This window comes from Rhodoferax ferrireducens (genome assembly GCF_031458075.1).
Classification (GTDB): Bacteria; Pseudomonadota; Gammaproteobacteria; order Burkholderiales; family Burkholderiaceae_C; genus Rhodoferax_B; species Rhodoferax_B ferrireducens_A.
Genome location: NZ_JAVDXT010000002.1, coordinates 587,198 through 603,320, shown reverse-complemented (window position 1 = coordinate 603,320; position 16,123 = coordinate 587,198). Strand labels below are relative to the sequence as shown.

At 64.1% G+C, this 16,123-nt stretch carries 15 protein-coding genes; 11 read left to right on the top strand and 4 right to left on the bottom strand.

Annotated features, from left to right (window positions below; genetic code table 11):
* Positions 1–189: 189 nt before the first annotated feature.
* Both J2X19_RS11860 and J2X19_RS11855 read left to right on the top strand, forming a co-directional pair.
* Positions 190–945, top strand: a complete 756-nt coding sequence (locus tag J2X19_RS11860; RefSeq protein ID WP_116603634.1) for a substrate-binding periplasmic protein — start codon at positions 190–192, stop codon at positions 943–945.
* 31 nt (positions 946–976) lie between these two features.
* Positions 977–1,768, top strand: a complete 792-nt coding sequence (locus J2X19_RS11855; RefSeq protein ID WP_310373296.1) for a substrate-binding periplasmic protein — start codon at positions 977–979, stop codon at positions 1,766–1,768.
* A gap of 42 nt (positions 1,769–1,810) precedes the next feature.
* Here the strand turns inward: J2X19_RS11855 and J2X19_RS11850 are convergent, their stop codons facing one another.
* Positions 1,811–2,566 (bottom strand): GntR family transcriptional regulator, encoded by a 756-nt coding sequence (locus J2X19_RS11850; protein ID WP_310373294.1) that lies wholly within the window; start codon positions 2,564–2,566, stop codon positions 1,811–1,813.
* Between the two features lie 112 nt (positions 2,567–2,678).
* Between J2X19_RS11850 and J2X19_RS11845 the strand changes: the two genes are divergently transcribed.
* Positions 2,679–4,073: a class-II fumarase/aspartase family protein gene (locus J2X19_RS11845; protein WP_310374528.1), complete on the top strand. Its 1,395-nt coding sequence runs from the start codon at positions 2,679–2,681 to the stop codon at positions 4,071–4,073.
* A 34-nt stretch (positions 4,074–4,107) separates the two neighbouring features.
* Entirely contained in the window at positions 4,108–5,094 is a 987-nt protein-coding gene (locus tag J2X19_RS11840; protein WP_310373292.1) for a tripartite tricarboxylate transporter substrate binding protein BugD, read from the top strand.
* Position 5,095: 1 nt separating this feature from the next.
* On the opposite strand, the gene J2X19_RS11835 is transcribed toward J2X19_RS11840, so the two are convergent.
* The 3 genes from J2X19_RS11835 to J2X19_RS11825 form a co-directional block, all read right to left on the bottom strand.
* Positions 5,096–5,317 carry an ATP-binding protein gene (locus J2X19_RS11835; RefSeq protein ID WP_310373291.1) on the bottom strand — a complete coding sequence of 74 codons (222 nt, stop codon included), beginning with the start codon at positions 5,315–5,317 and terminating at the stop codon, positions 5,096–5,098.
* Between the two features lie 138 nt (positions 5,318–5,455).
* Positions 5,456–6,328 (bottom strand): glutathione-dependent disulfide-bond oxidoreductase, encoded by an 873-nt coding sequence (gene yghU, locus J2X19_RS11830; RefSeq protein ID WP_310373290.1) that lies wholly within the window; start codon positions 6,326–6,328, stop codon positions 5,456–5,458.
* Between the two features lie 134 nt (positions 6,329–6,462).
* Positions 6,463–7,374 carry a LysR family transcriptional regulator gene (locus J2X19_RS11825; RefSeq protein WP_310373289.1) on the bottom strand — a complete coding sequence of 304 codons (912 nt, stop codon included), beginning with the start codon at positions 7,372–7,374 and terminating at the stop codon, positions 6,463–6,465.
* A gap of 273 nt (positions 7,375–7,647) precedes the next feature.
* Between J2X19_RS11825 and J2X19_RS11820 the strand changes: the two genes are divergently transcribed.
* The 7 genes from J2X19_RS11820 to rhaM all read left to right on the top strand — a co-directional run bounded on the left by J2X19_RS11820 (position 7,648) and on the right by rhaM (position 16,123).
* The gene (locus J2X19_RS11820) at positions 7,648–9,750 is read left to right on the top strand and encodes a bifunctional rhamnulose-1-phosphate aldolase/short-chain dehydrogenase (RefSeq protein ID WP_310373288.1); all 2,103 of its coding nucleotides are present in this window, start codon (positions 7,648–7,650) and stop codon (positions 9,748–9,750) included.
* Between the two features lie 31 nt (positions 9,751–9,781).
* Entirely contained in the window at positions 9,782–11,074 is a 1,293-nt protein-coding gene (gene rhaI, locus J2X19_RS11815) for an L-rhamnose catabolism isomerase (protein ID WP_310373287.1), read from the top strand.
* Positions 11,075–11,199: 125 nt separating this feature from the next.
* A complete protein-coding gene (gene rhaS, locus J2X19_RS11810; protein WP_310373286.1) occupies positions 11,200–12,192 on the top strand; it encodes a rhamnose ABC transporter substrate-binding protein in 993 nt (330 codons plus the stop codon).
* A 100-nt stretch (positions 12,193–12,292) separates the two neighbouring features.
* Entirely contained in the window at positions 12,293–13,858 is a 1,566-nt protein-coding gene (locus tag J2X19_RS11805; protein WP_310373285.1) for a sugar ABC transporter ATP-binding protein, read from the top strand.
* Complete coding sequence (locus tag J2X19_RS11800; RefSeq protein WP_310373284.1) at positions 13,855–14,847, top strand: ABC transporter permease; 993 nt, start codon at positions 13,855–13,857, stop codon at positions 14,845–14,847. The genes J2X19_RS11805 and J2X19_RS11800 overlap by 4 nt, the downstream gene beginning before the upstream one ends.
* Positions 14,844–15,806 carry an ABC transporter permease gene (locus J2X19_RS11795; RefSeq protein WP_310373283.1) on the top strand — a complete coding sequence of 321 codons (963 nt, stop codon included), beginning with the start codon at positions 14,844–14,846 and terminating at the stop codon, positions 15,804–15,806. The genes J2X19_RS11800 and J2X19_RS11795 overlap by 4 nt, the downstream gene beginning before the upstream one ends.
* Positions 15,803–16,123: an L-rhamnose mutarotase gene (gene rhaM / locus J2X19_RS11790; protein WP_310373282.1), complete on the top strand. Its 321-nt coding sequence runs from the start codon at positions 15,803–15,805 to the stop codon at positions 16,121–16,123. Before J2X19_RS11795 ends, rhaM begins: the two co-directional genes overlap by 4 nt.

Genomic DNA, 16,123 nt, shown 5'->3' with positions numbered 1-16,123 from the left:
CGAAAGCCTTTGGTGCGGGTACTCTGGATATTCGTCTGAGGAGGGTTCAAGTGCATCGGCAAATTGTCAGGCAGCACACCCCTGGGGTCAATCTAGACTACTGGTTAATCCCGCCTTGCAAAAACACTGGCCCACGCGTTCAATGAAAAACATCTTCTTACCGATGCGCAGTTCTACCTGGATGGCGGCATGAGCACCTACTGGAACCATCTTCTCTCCATCGCGCTTCTGGCTACCAGCATCGGGGCCGAGTGCGCTCCCTGGGTTCTGCGCACCGCCGCCCAAGAGGGCTCGGCGCCCAAGTTCAGCCAGGCCAACGGGGTGGTGTCGGGGCACTGCCCCGATATCCTGCACGCGATTGAGCTGGCCGACAAAGACCTGCGCTTCGCCATCGCGCCCATGTCCATGCCCATCCGGCGGATCGAAAAAGACATACGGGCAGGCCATCTGGACATCATTTGTGCGCTGCTCGACTCCCCCATCCGCAACGAAATTGCTCTGCGGGTGTCCACACCCGTTTACATGGTGCGGGAGCGCCTGGTCGGTTTGCGTGGCGATGAGCAAAGCATCGCCGGGTTTGAGGATCTGGCCCGCTCCGGCAGCCTGGTGGCGACCCAGGCCGGCGCCAGCTACGCAGACAAGCTGCGCGGACACCAGGTCAAGGTGGACGAGACCAGCAGTTCGGTCGCCTTGCAAAATATCGTCCGAAAGCGGGTTCGCTACTTCTACACCAACGAACTCACTGCCGTCTACTACATCAAGGCCGAAGGCCTGGAGGACAAGCTGTTCCTGCTGCCGGCCACCATGGGGCAGACGCCCAGCTACCTGTGGGTGGGCAAACAGGTAGCCCCCGAGGTGCTGCCGAGGCTGGAGATGGCACTGGCGAAGCTCAAAAAAGACGGCACGCTGGACCGCATCTACCGCAGCTACGGGGGCACCCCTTGACACCCCGATGGACACAACGGAGACCCCAGCAATGAGCAACCTGTTACCACGGCTGTACGGGCTCGGCCTATGTGCGTTGCTGTGCGCCGCCCCTGTGCAAGCCAATTGCAGCAAGCTCGTCGTCACGGCCGACCCCGCCTACCCGCCCATGCATTGGTACGACGGAACCCAGCTGCAAGGGGCGAGCATAGAGATTGCCAAACGGGTACTGGGCGAACTGAAGATTCCGTATGAAGTGCGCTATGTCGGCCCCTTCGCCCGCGTCGTCCAACTCGCCGAACGCGGCGAGGTGGACATGATCGCCACCCTGAAGAAAACACCTGAGCGCGAGCAGTTTTTGCTCTACCCCCAGTTGCCGGCCCTGTCCAATCCGGTGGCGGTATTCCAGGCCCGTGAACGCCCTTTTCCCTTCCAGGGACGGGCCGATCTGGTGGGCAAAAAAGGCGGCATCACCCGTGGCAATATGTTTGGCGATGACTTTGACCAGTTCCTGAAAACCGAGCTCAAGATCGAATCGGCAGACAACCCAGAAAGCAACTTCAACAAGCTGGCCTTGGGGCGCATTGACTACTTCATCACCGGCTACTACACAGGCATGGCCTACCTGCTGAAGCGCGGCGACGAGCAGCGCTTCGCCCCCATGTCACCGTATCTGGTGGACGCCCCCAACTACCTGGCGCTCACCCAAAAAGGCCGTTGCGCCGACAAGCTGGAAGCCATCGACGCCAAGCTGGCCCAGCTGAAAAAATCCGGTGTCATCGACGAGCTGATCAAACTCAGCTTTGCGAACTGGAAGGCCCGTCCGCAGGTAGTCGAAAAATAAGGGCTTCACCCACGGCTACTGCATACCGCCCGCAGTGAATGCTCAGGCCAGTGGCCGCGCATCCGCCCGTTGCAGCCGCATCGTCAATGAAAAACGGTCCGCCGGGTGCGTCGTCACCGTAATCTCGATGGCCTGGCCGTCGGCGTCGAGGTAACGGCGCACGATCTGCAACGCGGCTGCACCGGGTGGGATCTGCAGGCGCTCGGCCATCGCGGCGGGCACCTCTACCGCCTGCACCTGCTGCACGATCTCGGCCACGCGGCGGCCGTAGTGCTGCTCGATCAAGGTGCTGACCAGCACCTCGGGCGACTCCTCCACCAGTGCTGCGAGTTCGGTGTAGGCCGGGTCCACATACACATCGGTCCAGCCTATCGGCAGATCGGGTAGATCGGCCTCGGCGCTTTCCATGCGCAGGCTGGAGATGCGCAGCCATGGGGCGCCCTCGGCACAGCCCAACAGCCGCGCCAGCCCGTCCTTGGCCTGCACCTGTTCAACCTCGCGCACCACCCGGCTGTGGGTGGCGCCGAACTGCACCAGGTCTTCCACCGAGGCCAGCGACTGCTGGAAGCCCACCTGCGGCGTGGCCGACTCGACCCGCGTGCCCACGTTCTTGCGGCGCGACACCAGGCCCAGCTTCTGCAGCTCCAGCAAGGCCATGCGCACGGTATGCCGGCTGGTCTGGTAGTGGTCGCGCAGCTCCAGCTCGGTCGGCAGCAGCGATCCCACGCTGAAGTGCCCGGAGGTAATGCCCTGCTTCAAATGGTCGGCAATGTGGGTGAAGTGGGGTTTGTTGCTCATAGGCGTGATTCTGCCTCTACGGGTAAGTACGGATTTTATATATGTTCGGACATATTAAAGTTTATATGTCCGAACATATTGAGGAGTTCTTGTGTCACCCATCGTCATGCCCATGGCCAGCACCGTCGTCGATTCCATCCTTTTCCGCGACGCCTTCGGCACCGCCAAGATGCGCGCCATCTTCTCCGACCACGCGCTGATCCAGCGCTACATCGATGCCGAAGTCGCACTGGCCCAGGCCGAGGCCCGCGTCGGCGTGATCCCCGCCGAGGCCGCCGAGGTGATTGCCCGCGAGTCGAAGATCGAGCGCATCGACTTCGACCATATGCGCGAAGAAACCGACATCGTCGGCTACCCGATCCTGCCGCTGGTGCACCAACTGGTGGCAATGTGCGGAGATGGTGAAGGTGGGGCCGGCCGCTATGTGCACTGGGGCGCCACCACCCAGGACATCATGGACACCGCCGTCGCCCTGCAGGTGCGCGACGCACTGGACAGCATCGACGCCGACATCCGCGAGCTGCGCAGCATCCTGGCCGCGCTGGCGAAGAAGCACCGCGACACGCCGATGGCCGGCCGCACCCATTTGCAGCAGGCGCTGCCGGTGACCTTCGGCTACAAGGTGGCGATCTGGCTGGCGATGTTCGACCGGCACCAGGAGCGCCTGGCCCAGCTGCGGCCGCGGGTGGCACTGGTCGAGTTTGCCGGCGCCGCCGGCACGCTGGCCTCACTGGGCACGTCAGAGGGCAACCAGGGCTTTGCCGTGCAGCAGGCCATGGCCGAAATGCTGGGCCTGGGCGTGCCCGCCACCACCTGGCATGTGGCGCGCGACGGCTTTGCCGAGGCGGTGAATCTGCTGGCGCTGGTCACCGGTTCGCTGGGCAAGATCGCACTGGACATCATGATCATGGCCTCAACCGAGTTCGCCGAGGTCTACGAGCCCTTCGTCAAGGGCCGGGGCGCCAGCAGCACCATGCCGCAAAAGCGCAACCCGATCTCCAGCGAGCTGATGCTGGCCGCCAGCAAGGCCGTGCGCCAGCATGCGGGCCTGATGGTCGACGCCATGGTGCAGGACTTCGAACGCGCCACCGGCCCCTGGCATGCCGAGTGGATTGCCATCCCCGAGAGCTTCATCCTCACGTCTGGCGCGCTGCACCAGGCCAAATTCGCGCTCGGCGGCCTGGTCGTCGACGAGGCCCGCATGGCGCACAACCTCGGCATCACCAAGGGCTTGATCGTGGCCGAGGCCGTGATGATGGGCATGGCGCCGCACATCGGCCGGCAGCAGGCGCATGACCTGGTCTACGACGCCTGCCGCACAGTGAACGACCACGGCGGCACCCTGGCCGAAGCCCTGGCCGCGCTGCCCGCGGTCACCGCGCACTTCGACCGCGCCACGATTGACCGGCTCACCGACCCGGCCAACTACCTGGGCCTGGCACCGCAGATGGTGGACCGCGCGCTGGCCTTGTCGGCCGAGTTGAGCTCTGCCCCCTCGCCCACCTGATTCCCCATCCATCCACAATCCACCGGAGACAGACATGCCCACATTCACCCGATTTGCTGTGCGCGCCACCATCGCCGCCACCCTGGCCACGGCCTCGCTGGCCTTCGCCCAGACCTACCCCATCAAGCCAGTCACCTGGATCGTGCCCTTCGCCGCCGGCGGCCCCACCGACGCGCTGGCGCGCAGCATCGCCGAACGCGTGGCGCGCGAACTGGGCCAGCCCATCATCATCGACAACTCCCCTGGCGCCGGCGGCACGGTGGGCACGGCCAAGGCTGCACGCGCCACGCCCGACGGCTACACCATGCTGGTCGGCCACATGGGCTATATGGGTGCGGCGCCGGCGCTGTACAAAAAGCTGGCCTACGACCCGGTGAAGGACTTCGAACCGGTGTTCCGCTTTCCCGACACGCCGCTGGTGCTGATGGTGCGCAAGGAGCACCCGGCCAAGGACATCCAGGGCCTGATCGACTTCGGCAAGAAGAACCCCGACAAGCTGTTCATCAGCAATGCCGGCGTGGGCTCCAGCTCGCACCTGATCGCGGCGCTGGTCGCCAGCTCGGCCGGCATCAAGGTCACGCTAGTGCCGTACAAGGGCGCGGGGCCGGCCCTGGTCGACGTGATCGGCGGCCAGGTCGATGGTATGTTCGACCAGACCAATACCGCGCTGCCGCAAATCACCGAAACCAAGGTGCGCGCGCTGGCCGTCACCTCCAAGGTGCGGCTGCCGCAGTTAAAGGATGTGCCGACCCTGGCCGAGACCGTGCTGCCGGGCTTCGAGGCCTCCACCTGGTACGGTATCTACGCGCCCAAGGGCACGCCCAAGGCCGCGCTCGACAAGGTGCAGCAGGCCTACCTGAAGGTGATGACCGACAAGGCCTTCACCGGCAAGATGAGCGAGCAGGCGATCCAGCTGCTGCCGCCCGAGCAGTACACCGGCGCCGCGCTGGGCAAGCACACCGAGGCCGAGGTGCTGCGCTGGAGGGTGGTGGCCGCCAAGACCAATATCTCGCTGGACTGATTCAGTCTGCAGCGCTGCGCATGGTGATGGCGTCGAAAGGGCAGCGCACCGCGCACTTCTTGCAGCCGGTGCAGGCATCCAGATCGCTGACCACCGAAAACTTCTTCCAGCCCTGGGCTTCCAGCGACAGCAGATGCAAATGGCAGGTCGGCACGCACCAACCGCAGCCGGTGCAGCGCGTGGTATCGATGTCCGGTTTCGGCACAAGGCGCTGGGTCTTCATGGAAACGCGATCATAGGGGAGCGGGTGTGCTGGCAACACCAGGCAAGCCGCTTCGCTACTTATTTGATAGCTGCCAGCGCTGGTACTAACTGCGCTAGCGGCCTATTTCCCTTAAATCCCTGCAAGCTGCACTAGCGCTCACCCCTGGACAAGCTTGTCTTGGGTCTGTGTGTCGAAATCGCTGGCGGCATGGCGCTCGTGCAACTGGTCGGACGGCTCGCCCCAGGCGCGGTTGACCTTGCGGCCGCGCTGCACTGCGGGGCGCGCAGCAATCTCCCTGGCCCAACGCAGCACGTGGGTGTATTCGTGCACGCTCAGGAACTCGGCCGCGCCGTACAGCTGGCCCAGCACCAGGCCGCCATACCAGGGCCACACCGCAATGTCGGCAATGCTGTAGTCGTCACCCGCCAGGTAGCCGTGCTCGGCCAGGCGGTGGTCCAGCACGTCCAGCTGCCGCTTGACCTCCATCGCGTAGCGGTTGATCGGGTACTCCAGCTTGGCCGGCGCGTAGGCATAAAAATGGCCAAAACCGCCGCCCAGAAACGGCGCGCTGCCCATCTGCCAGAACAGCCAGGACAGGCACTCGGCCCGCGCCGCACCGCTGGCAGGCAGAAAAGCACCAAACTTCTCCGCCAGGTACTGCAGGATGGCGCCCGACTCGAACACCCGCACCGGCTCGGCGCCACTGCGGTCCATCAGCGCGGGAATCTTGGAATTGGGGTTGACCTCGACAAAGCCGCTGCCGAACTGCTGGCCTTCGGTGATGCGGATCAGCCAGGCGTCGTATTCAGCACCGGTGTGGCCCAAGGCGAGCAGCTCCTCCAGCATCACCGTCACCTTGATCCCGTTCGGCGTGGCCAGCGAGTACAGCTGCAGCGGGTGTTTTCCAACTGGCAGTTCCTTGTAGTGGGTGGAACCGGAGATCGGACGGTTGATACTGGCAAACTCGCCACCGTTTTCCTTGTCCCAGGTCCAGACTTGGGGGGGCGTGTAGGCATTGGTTTCGGTCATGCAATGGGTTCCTTGAAATGGGGCGTAGGTCAAAGACTGAATGGATGGCAGGGTAGCTGCAGTGCGATGCCTCGTGGACTTTAGGGTTTTGCTGGAAGGTGGTAAGGGTTCAGTGAAATTGCGCCTAGTGTTGCCTACATCCTGCACGCCGCAAACCCCGCCCCATCCGCCAGCACAAAGTCCCGAAACGCCGCCCCCAGATCCGACGGCACGGCATCGCGGCGGTGCAGCAGGCACCAGTCCAGCATCTTCGGCATGTCCTGCAGGTCCAGCACCGCCAGCATGCCGGCGGCCAGCTCGACCTGGAACACGTGGGCCGACAAAAAGCTGATGCCCATGCCAACCATCACGGCCTGCTTGATGGTCTCGTTGCCCGATAGCTCCATCGACACATTCACCTGCAGCGACTGCGATTGCAGCAGGTGCTCCAGGAACTGCCGGGTGGCCGAGCCGGGCTCGCGGAAGATGAAGTCCTCGGTGCGCAAATCGGCCCAGGTCAGCTTGCGGCGCGCAGCCAGCGGGTGACTGGGCGGAGCGACGATGCAGTGCGGATTCCGGGCAAAGGTTTCGGCCTCCACATCGGCCTCGCTGGGCGGATAGCCGCCGATGGCCACGTCCAGCTGGTGCTCTTGCAGCATGGCCAGAATCTTCTCGCGCCGCTCCACCGTCAGCTTGAAGCGGATGCCCGGGTGCCGCGCCTTGAAGGCCATCAGCAGCGCCGGCGCAAAGTAGTGTGCAGTCGGCACCACGCCCAGGTGCAGCAGGCCGCCCTCACCGCTGCGGCTGGCGGCCATGGCCTCGTCTGCGATGCGCACCTGGTCGAGGATGCGACGGGTGTGGCGGAGCAAGGCTTCGCCGGGCGGGCTGAGCACCAGGCGCTTGCCGGTTTTGACGAACAGCGGCTGGCCCACATCCTCCTGCAGCTGGCTGATCTGCATGGACACAGCGGGCTGGGTCAGGTGCAGCTGTTCGGCGGCGCGCGAGTAGCTGAGGCTGGTGGCCACGGCCTCAAAAATCCGCAGCTGGCGCAGGGTGGCGTTTTTCATGCAAAGCAGTACAGGGTTTCACCCGGAAACCGGGCGGTGGACGGGTAGGCAAATCGACAGGTTCCGCAGGGGCTTGCAGGGGGTTTCCCTAAGCTGCAGTGCAGCATTTGGAACCCTATAGCGCTCCCCAGCAAACCCATGCCCTGGCAGGCCAAAAGTATAAGCAAAACTTTGCCAAAACATAAAAACCTATGTGTTGTCTATATGCATGGCGCTACCTAGACTTCAGCCCATCGCAACCCTTTTGCCCTCCTGCCCACCACCCGCCTGCCCATGTCCAACACCACCATCGCCCCCTTCCCCACCTGGAACGACGCCCATGCCGCCACGCTGGATGCGTCCGGCCTGCTGCTGTACCGCTCGAACCTGCTGGGCTCCGACCTGCGCATCACCAACTACGGCGGCGGCAACACCTCGGCCAAGCTGGTGCAAAAAGACCCGCTGAGCGGCCAGGACACCACCGTTCTGTGGGTCAAGGGCTCGGGTGGCGACGTGGGCTCGATGAAGCTCGACGGCTTCAGCACCTTGTACATGGACAAGCTGAACGCGCTGCAAAAGCTCTACCGCGGCCCGCAGTTTGAAGACGAGATGGTGGCCTACCTGCCGCACTGCACCTTCAACCTGAACCCGCGTGCCGCCAGCATCGACACCCCCCTGCACGCCTACCTGCCGTTCGCCCATGTGGACCACATGCACCCCGACGCGGTGATCGCCATTGCCGCCATGGCCAACAGCGAAGCGCTGACGGCGAAAATTTTTGAAGGCACGGTCGGCTGGTTGCCCTGGCGCAAGCCCGGCTTCGAGCTCGGCCTGATGCTGCAACGCTACCAAGCCGCCCACCCCGACCAGCGCGGCCTGGTGCTGGCCGGCCACGGCCTGTTCACCTGGGGCGACACGGCCAAGACCTGCTATGAAAACACCGTGGGCGTAATCGCCCATGCGCAAAACTGGCTGGGCCGCGAACGTGTGGCCCGCAACGCAGTGAGTTTTGGTGGCGTGGCGCAAGAATCGCTGCCCACCGCCGAGCAAGACGCGACGCTGGCCCGCGTGCTGCCGGTGCTGCGTGGCCTGGCCTCGAAAAGCGGCCACAAGCTGCTGCACGTGGACCGCCAACCCACGGTGATGGAATTCGTCAACAGCCGGGATCTGGCGCCTCTGGCCGCCATGGGCACCTCCTGCCCCGACCATTTCCTGCGCACCAAGATCCGCCCGCTGATCCTGGAAGCAGCTGTCTACAACTTAGAAGGCGCTGCCCTGGCCGCCGCGCTGGAAGAAAAGCTGGTCGCCTACCGCGCCGACTACGCCGCCTACTACGAGCGCTGCAAACGCGCCGACAGCCCGGCCCTGCGCGATGCCAATCCGGTCATCATCCTGCTGCCCGGCATCGGCATGGTGTCGATTGCCAAGGACAAGGCCACGGCACGCATCGCCGGCGAGTTCTATATGAACGCCATCAACGTGATGCGCGACGCCAACGCCATCGACACCTATGTGGGCCTGCCCGAGCAAGAGGCGTTTGACATCGAATACTGGTTGCTGGAGGAAGCCAAGCTGCAGCGCATGCCCAAGGCCAAGCCCCTGGTCGGCAAGGTGGCGGTGGTCACCGGCGGCGCCGGCGGCATCGGCCGCGCCATCGTCGAGCGCTTTCTGAACGAAGGCGGTTGCGTGGCGCTGCTGGACATCGATGTGGAAGCACTGGAATCCACCCGCGCCGAGCTGGCCAAGCGTTTTGGTAAGGACGTGGTGCGCAGCATGGTCTGCGACGTGACGTCCGAAGACTCCGTCATCAACGCCTATGTGCAGGCCACGCTGGAGTTTGGCGGCGTGGACATCCTGGTGTCCAACGCCGGCATCGCCTCGGCAGCACCGATCGAAGACACCAGCCTGGCATTGTGGATGCGCAACCAGAACATCCTGGCCACCGGCTACTTTTTGGTGGGTCGCGAAGCCTTCCGCCTGATGAAGGCCCAGGCCATCGGCGGCGCCATGGTCTATATCGCCAGCAAGAACGGCATGGTGGCCAGCGCCCAGGCCAGCGCCTACTGCGCGGCCAAGGCCGCCGAGATCCAGCTGTCGCGCAGCTTTGCTTTGGAAGGCGCACCGCTGGGCATACGCTCCAACGTGGTCAACCCCGACGCCGTCATCCGCGGCAGCAAGATATGGACCGGTGCCTGGAGCCAGGAACGCGCCGCCGCCAACAAGATCAGCGAGGAAGAACTCGAAGCCTTCTACCGCGACCGCTCCATGCTGAAGCGCAGCGTCTTCCCCGAAGACATTGCCGAAGCCACCTACTTCCTGGCCAGCGATCTGGCCGCCAAATCGACCGGCAACATCATCAACGTGGATGCGGGTAACCTGGCTGCATTCCCGCGCTGATTGCCCATTAAAAACACAACACGAGACAGCCATGACCACGACCAAAATTGCTCCTGAATTAATAGCTGACCACGCACATAGTGTCAGCGCCAGAGTCGATTCTGACTACAAACATCTGGGCGAACAGCTGGCCCGCCGCAATGTCAACATCGACACGCTGAAAGCCGAGGTAGCGAAGTTCGCCGTGGCCGTGCCCAGCTGGGGCGTGGGCACCGGCGGCACCCGCTTCGCCCGCTTCCCCGGCAAGGGCGAGCCACGCAATGTGTTCGACAAGCTGCAGGACTGCGGCGTGATCCAGCAGCTGGTGCGCTGCACCCCCACCGTGTCGCCGCATTTCCCCTGGGACAAGGTCAGCGACTACAAGGAACTGCGCCAGCATGCCGAGTCCTTCGGCCTGGGCTTTGACGCAGTCAACTCCAACACCTTCTCCGACCAGAAGGACCAGCCGCTGTCGTACAAATTCGGCAGCCTGACCCATGCCGACGCCGGTGTGCGCGCCCAGGCCGTAGCGCACAACCTGGAATGCATCGAAATCGGCAAGCAGATCGGCAGCAAGGCGCTGACGGTGTGGATTGGCGACGGCTCCAACTTCCCCGGCCAAAGCCACTTCCGCCGCCAGTTTGAGCGTTACCTGGACAGCAACCGCCAGATCTACGCGGCCCTGCCAGCCGACTGGAACATGTTCCTGGAACACAAGATGTTCGAACCGGCCTTCTACGCCACCGTCATCCAGGACTGGGGCAGCAGCCTGCTGGCCGCGCAAAGCCTGGGCGAGAAAGCCCGCTGCCTGGTGGACCTGGGCCACCACGCGCCGAACACCAATATCGAGATGATCGTGGCCCGCCTGGTGCATGCGCAAAAGCTGGCTGGCTTCCACTTCAACGACAGCAAGTACGGCGACGACGACCTGGACAGCGGCAGCATCAACCCCTTCCAGCTGTTCCTGGTGTTCAACGAACTGGTCGACGCGGCGCAAAGCAAGGCGCCCAACTTCAACCCCGCTTACATGCTGGACCAGTCGCACAACGTGACCGATCCGATCGAGAGCCTGATGACCAGCGCCGTCACCGTGCAGCGCTGCTACGCCCAGGCCCTGCTGGTCGACCGCACGGCCCTCACCGGCTACCAGGACAGCAACGACGTGCTGATGGCGGCGCAGACCTTGAAGACTGCGTTCCACACCGATGTGACCCCGCTGCTGCAAAAGATCCGCATCGAAGCCGGCGGCGCCGCCGACCCCGTGGCCACCTACCGGGCCAGCGGCTACCGCGCCGGCGTGGCGGCCGTGCGGCCCGCCGCAGGCCCCAGCAGCGGCATTGTGTAAGCGCATTTGCCGAAGGCAAAGCGCACCCCATCGACACTGGCGGCACCGTACCCACGTATGCCGCCAGTAGCGAGACCGACCCTCGGGTCATATTTCCATACCAACAACGACATCCAGGAGACAACATGAAGAAACACCTCGCAACCCTGATCACCGTGGCACTGGGCGCGGCCTTGGCCAGCCCGGCTTTTGCAGCAGACAAGATCGCCCTGGTGGTGAAGAGTCTGGGCAACGGCTTCTTTGACGCCGCCAACCAGGGCGCGCAAGAGGCCGCCAAAGAACTGAAGAACGTGGAAATCATCTACACCGGCCCGGCCAAGGCCACGGCCGAAGGCCAGATCGAAATCGTCAACTCGCTGATCGCGCAAAAGGTCTCGGCCATCGTCATCTCGGCCAATGACCCGGATGCCCTGGCCCCGGTGCTCAAGCGCGCCATGGACCGCGGCATCAAGGTCATTTCGTTTGACTCCGGCGTACGCAAGGACGGCCGCCTGATGCACCTCAACCCCTCCAGCAACCCGCTGATCGGCGAGAAGCTGGTGAAGATGACGGCCGACGCCATCGGTGCCACCGGCGAAGTCGCCGTGCTGTCGGCCACCGCCCAGGCCACCAACCAGAACATCTGGATCGACGAAGCCAAGAAAGTGCTGGCCCAGCCCGCCTACAAGGGCCTGAAACTGGTCAGCGTGGTGTATGGCGACGACCAGACCGACAAGAGCTACCGCGAAGCCCAAGGCTTGTTCAAGAGCTACCCCAACCTGAAGGCCATCATCGCCCCCACCACCGTGGGTGTAGCAGCTGCCGCCAAGGCCGTGCAAGACGAAAAGAAGGTCGGCACCATCTTCGTGACGGGCCTGGGCCTGCCGTCGGAAATGGCCGGCCATGTGAAGAGCGGCGCGGTCAAGTCCTTCGCCATCTGGAACCCGATTGACCTGGGCTACTCGTCCATCTACGCTGCCAACCAGTTCATCTCGGGCAAGGTCACCGGCAAGGCCGGCGACAAGGTATCCCTTGGCCGCGTCGGCACGGTGACCCTGGATGCGAACGGAGAAGCAGCCATGTCCGAGCCCTTCACCTACGACGCCACCAACGTAGAGAAGTTTGCAAAGTTTTTCTAAAGCGACAGGCCCGCTGGCACCTGTAGGTGCCAGCCAAAGAGTTTGTGGGGCATCTCTGTCAGGGTAGGTGCCCCTTTTTTATGCGAAGCTGGATTTTTAAATGACCGATGTCTTACTGAGCTTGCAAGGTATCCACAAACGCTACGGCGCTACCTACGCGCTGCGCGGGGTGGACCTGGAACTGCGGGCCGGAGAAGTGCTGGCCCTGGTCGGCGAGAACGGCGCCGGCAAGTCCACGCTGGTCAAGCTGCTCACCGGCGTGGTGCCGGTGGACGAAGGCACGATCACGCTGAACGGCGTGGCCCACACTTTTGCCAACGCCCAGGCCTCGCAGGCCGCGGGCATCCTGGCGGTGCACCAGGAAACGGTGATGTTCGAAGAGCTCAGCGTGGCCGAGAACATTTACGTAGGGCGGCACCTGATGCGCGGCCCGTTCATCGACTGGTCGGCAATGAACACCCAGGCCCAAGCGGTGCTGGAGCAGATCGGTGCGCGCTTCAATGCCATCACGCTGGTAAAAGACCTGAGCCTGGCCGAGCGGCACCTGGTGGAGATTGCCCGGGCCTTGTCGCAAAAAGCCTCGGTGGTGATCCTGGACGAGCCCACCGCCGCCTTGTCGCAGGCCGAGATCCGCGACTTCTACGGCATCGTGCGCAAGCTGCGGACCCAAGGCGTGGGCGTGATCTTCATCACCCACAAGTTCGATGAAATTTTTGCCGTGGCCGACCGCTATGTGGTGCTACGCGACGGCACCACCGTGGGCAGCGGCGCGATTGCCGACGCCAGCGAGCAGGAACTGATCAAGCTGATGGCCGGTCGCGCCATCGACCAGATCTACCCGCAGATCAACTCTCAACCCGGCGAGGTGGTGATGACGGTGCAAGCCCTGTCGCACCCCACCGAGTTCCACAACATCGGCTTTGAACTGCGCCGTGGCGAAATCCTGGGCTTTTACGGCCTGGTGGGCTCGGGCCGTAGCGAGGCCATGCTGGCCATCATGGGCCTGAACCCCGCCGCCCACGGCAGCTTTGTAGTCAACGGCCAGAAGCTCAACGCCCGCCGGCCCGGCGATGCGATTGCCGCCGGCATCGCCTATGTGCCCGAAGAGCGCCAGCGCCAGGGCGGCATTCTGGACTTCTCGGTAGAACACAACATCAGCCTGGCCGGCCTGAGCCGCTTTGCGCGCGGCATCTGGCTGTCCAAGCTGCGCGAGTCGGCGCTGTGCCAGCGCATGATCGAACGCCTGCGCATCAAGACGCATTCGCCCGACACCTTGCTGTCCGGCCTGTCGGGCGGCAACCAGCAAAAAGTGGTGATCGCCAAATGGCTGGGGCTGGACCCGCGCATCGTGATTCTGGACGAACCCACCAAGGGCATCGACGTAGGTGCCAAGCAGGCGGTGTACCAGCTGATTGCCGAGATGGTCGAACAAGGCCTGGCGGTGATTCTGGTGTCCAGCGAATTGCCCGAGGTGATGCACCTGGCGCACCGCACCATCGTCATGCGCCGTGGCGTGCAGGTGGCCGAATTTGCACGCGGCAGCGTACCGGCCGAACAGATCGTGTCCGCCGCCTCGGGCCTGGGCACTGCGCCCGCCGCCCCACCCCATAACCCCACACCGGCCCCCAACGTACGGGCCGTGGTCCTGGAGAAACTAGCAGCATGAAACAGTGGACTTCTATTAGGCGCGAGTGGCTGTTGCTGGCCATCATCGTCGCCATCGCCCTGGCCGTGGGCGCGCGCGCCCCGGTGTTCCTGACCTGGCGCAACGGCATGGACATTGCCAACGACTCGGCCATCCTGGCCATCCTGGTGATGGGCCAGATGCTGGTGCTGCTGACCCGCGGCATCGACCTGTCCGTGGCCTCCAATCTGGCGTTGACAGGCATGGTCTGCGCGCTGATCGGCAAGGCCTGGCCGGGCGCTTCGGTGCCGGTGCTGCTGGTAGTGGCGTTGGGCGTAGGCGCCCTGCTGGGCGCGGTGAACGGCTGGCTGGTCACCCGCTTTGACCTGCCGCCTATCGTCGTGACCCTGGGCACCATGTCGGCCTACCGCGGCGCCATCTTTGTCGCCAGCAAAGGCGCCTGGGTGTCGGACCAGGACATCCACCCGGTCATCAAGGGCTTGCCGCGCGAGGTCTGGCTCGGCCTGCCGGCGTTGGTGTGGTTTGCCATCGCCGTGCTGGTGGCGGCAGCCGTCTTTTTGAAGCTGCGCCGCGAAGGCCGCGAGATCTACGCCCTGGGCGGCAACCCGCACGCCGCCGCCTATGTGGGCATCTCGGCGCGCAAGCGGCTGATGATGGTCTACACCTTGTCGGGCATGCTGGCCGGGCTGGCCGGCCTGCTATGGGTCGGGCGCTATTCGATTGCCTATACCGAACTCGCCGCGGGCTATGAGCTGACCGTGGTGGCGGCCTGCGTGATTGGCGGCGTGAGCATTGGCGGTGGCGTCGGTACCGTGCTGGGTGCGGCCCTGGGCGTACTGTTTATCGGCGTGGTCAACGGCGCGCTACCGGTGATCCAGGTGTCGCCGTTCTGGCAGCAGGCGATTGCCGGCGCAGTGATCTTGATTTCGGTCACGGTAAATGCGCGCTCTGAGCGCCGTGCAGGCCGCCAGATTCTGGAAAGAACCACATTGAAAGGGGCCACGGCATGAAAGCCTGGAACACATGGGAACGCGTGCTGCTGGGCCTGCTGGTCTTGCTACTGCTGGTATTTGGCTACACGCAGCCGGGCTTTATCTCGCCCGATGCGCTGGCCGACAGCACCTTCAACTTCAGCGAAAAAGGCATTCTGGCGCTGGCGCTGGCCTTGCTGATCATCACCGGCGAGATCGATCTGTCGATTGCCGCCATCCTGGCCCTGAGTTCGCTGGCCATGGGCTATGCGATGAAAGCCGGCGCTGGCCCGCTGGTCATGACTCTGGCAGCGTTTGCCACCGGCGGCATCGCCGGCGCGGTGAACGGCGTGCTGGTCACGCGCTACAAGCTGCCGTCCATCGTGGTGACGATTGGCACCTTGTCGCTGTACCGCGGCCTGGCCATGGTGGCGCTGGGCGACCAGGCGATCTCCGGCTACCCCGAGGTGTTCTCCACCCTGGGCAACAGCTATCTGGGCGAGGTGGTAGGCGTGCGCTGGCTGATCATCCCTATCGAATTCGCCATCCTGCTGGTCGGTGCGGTGGTAGTGGGCGTGGTGCTACACCGCACGGTGCTGGGCCGCAAGCTGTATGCGATTGGCGCGAATCCGGTGGCCGCGCGCTTCTCGGGCATCGCGGCCGACCGCTACCGCATGGCGCTGTTTGTGTTCGCCGGCCTGATGGCCGCGCTGGCCGCCATCATGCTGACCGGGCGCATCGGCAGCACCCGGCCGAACATCGCCATGGGCTGGGAGCTCGATGCCATCACCATGGTGATCCTGGGCGGCGTGGCCATCCAGGGCGGGCGCGGCAGCATCGTGGGCACCATGCTGGCGGTGTTGCTGCTGGGCCTGTTCACCTTTGCCATGGGCATGGCAAATGTCACCGGCATCGTGATGTCCATGGTGATCGGCGCGCTGCTGATCGTCTCCATGGTGCTGCCCAAACTGTTCAAGCGCCGGAGGGTGCTGGCATGAGCAGTGAGAAATTCGCCTTTCGGATGTTCCTTAACCCTGGCTGCGTGGCGGAATACAAAAAGCGCCATGACGAGATCTGGCCCGAGCTGGTGGACCTGCTGAAGAACGCTGGCGTCAGCGACTACAGCATCTACCTCGATGAAGAGCACCATGTGCTGTTCGCCGTGCTGCGCCGCACGCAAAACCACACGATGGACAAGCTACCCCAGCACCCGGTGATGCAGCGCTGGTGGGCCTATATGGGCGATTTGATGCGCACCCACCCCGATGGCAGCCCGGTGGCCGAGCCCCTGCCCTGCCTGTTCCATCTGGATTGA

Coding starts and splice junctions, on each gene's coding strand:
- J2X19_RS11860 (WP_116603634.1), top strand. CDS start 190: ATGAGCACCTACTGGAACCATCTTCTCTCCATCGCGCTTCTGGCTACC.
- J2X19_RS11855 (WP_310373296.1), top strand. CDS start 977: ATGAGCAACCTGTTACCACGGCTGTACGGGCTCGGCCTATGTGCGTTG.
- J2X19_RS11850 (WP_310373294.1), bottom strand. CDS start 2,566: ATGAGCAACAAACCCCACTTCACCCACATTGCCGACCATTTGAAGCAG.
- J2X19_RS11845 (WP_310374528.1), top strand. CDS start 2,679: ATGGCCAGCACCGTCGTCGATTCCATCCTTTTCCGCGACGCCTTCGGC.
- J2X19_RS11840 (WP_310373292.1), top strand. CDS start 4,108: ATGCCCACATTCACCCGATTTGCTGTGCGCGCCACCATCGCCGCCACC.
- J2X19_RS11835 (WP_310373291.1), bottom strand. CDS start 5,317: ATGAAGACCCAGCGCCTTGTGCCGAAACCGGACATCGATACCACGCGC.
- yghU (WP_310373290.1), bottom strand. CDS start 6,328: ATGACCGAAACCAATGCCTACACGCCCCCCCAAGTCTGGACCTGGGAC.
- J2X19_RS11825 (WP_310373289.1), bottom strand. CDS start 7,374: ATGAAAAACGCCACCCTGCGCCAGCTGCGGATTTTTGAGGCCGTGGCC.
- J2X19_RS11820 (WP_310373288.1), top strand. CDS start 7,648: ATGTCCAACACCACCATCGCCCCCTTCCCCACCTGGAACGACGCCCAT.
- rhaI (WP_310373287.1), top strand. CDS start 9,782: ATGACCACGACCAAAATTGCTCCTGAATTAATAGCTGACCACGCACAT.
- rhaS (WP_310373286.1), top strand. CDS start 11,200: ATGAAGAAACACCTCGCAACCCTGATCACCGTGGCACTGGGCGCGGCC.
- J2X19_RS11805 (WP_310373285.1), top strand. CDS start 12,293: ATGACCGATGTCTTACTGAGCTTGCAAGGTATCCACAAACGCTACGGC.
- J2X19_RS11800 (WP_310373284.1), top strand. CDS start 13,855: ATGAAACAGTGGACTTCTATTAGGCGCGAGTGGCTGTTGCTGGCCATC.
- J2X19_RS11795 (WP_310373283.1), top strand. CDS start 14,844: ATGAAAGCCTGGAACACATGGGAACGCGTGCTGCTGGGCCTGCTGGTC.
- rhaM (WP_310373282.1), top strand. CDS start 15,803: ATGAGCAGTGAGAAATTCGCCTTTCGGATGTTCCTTAACCCTGGCTGC.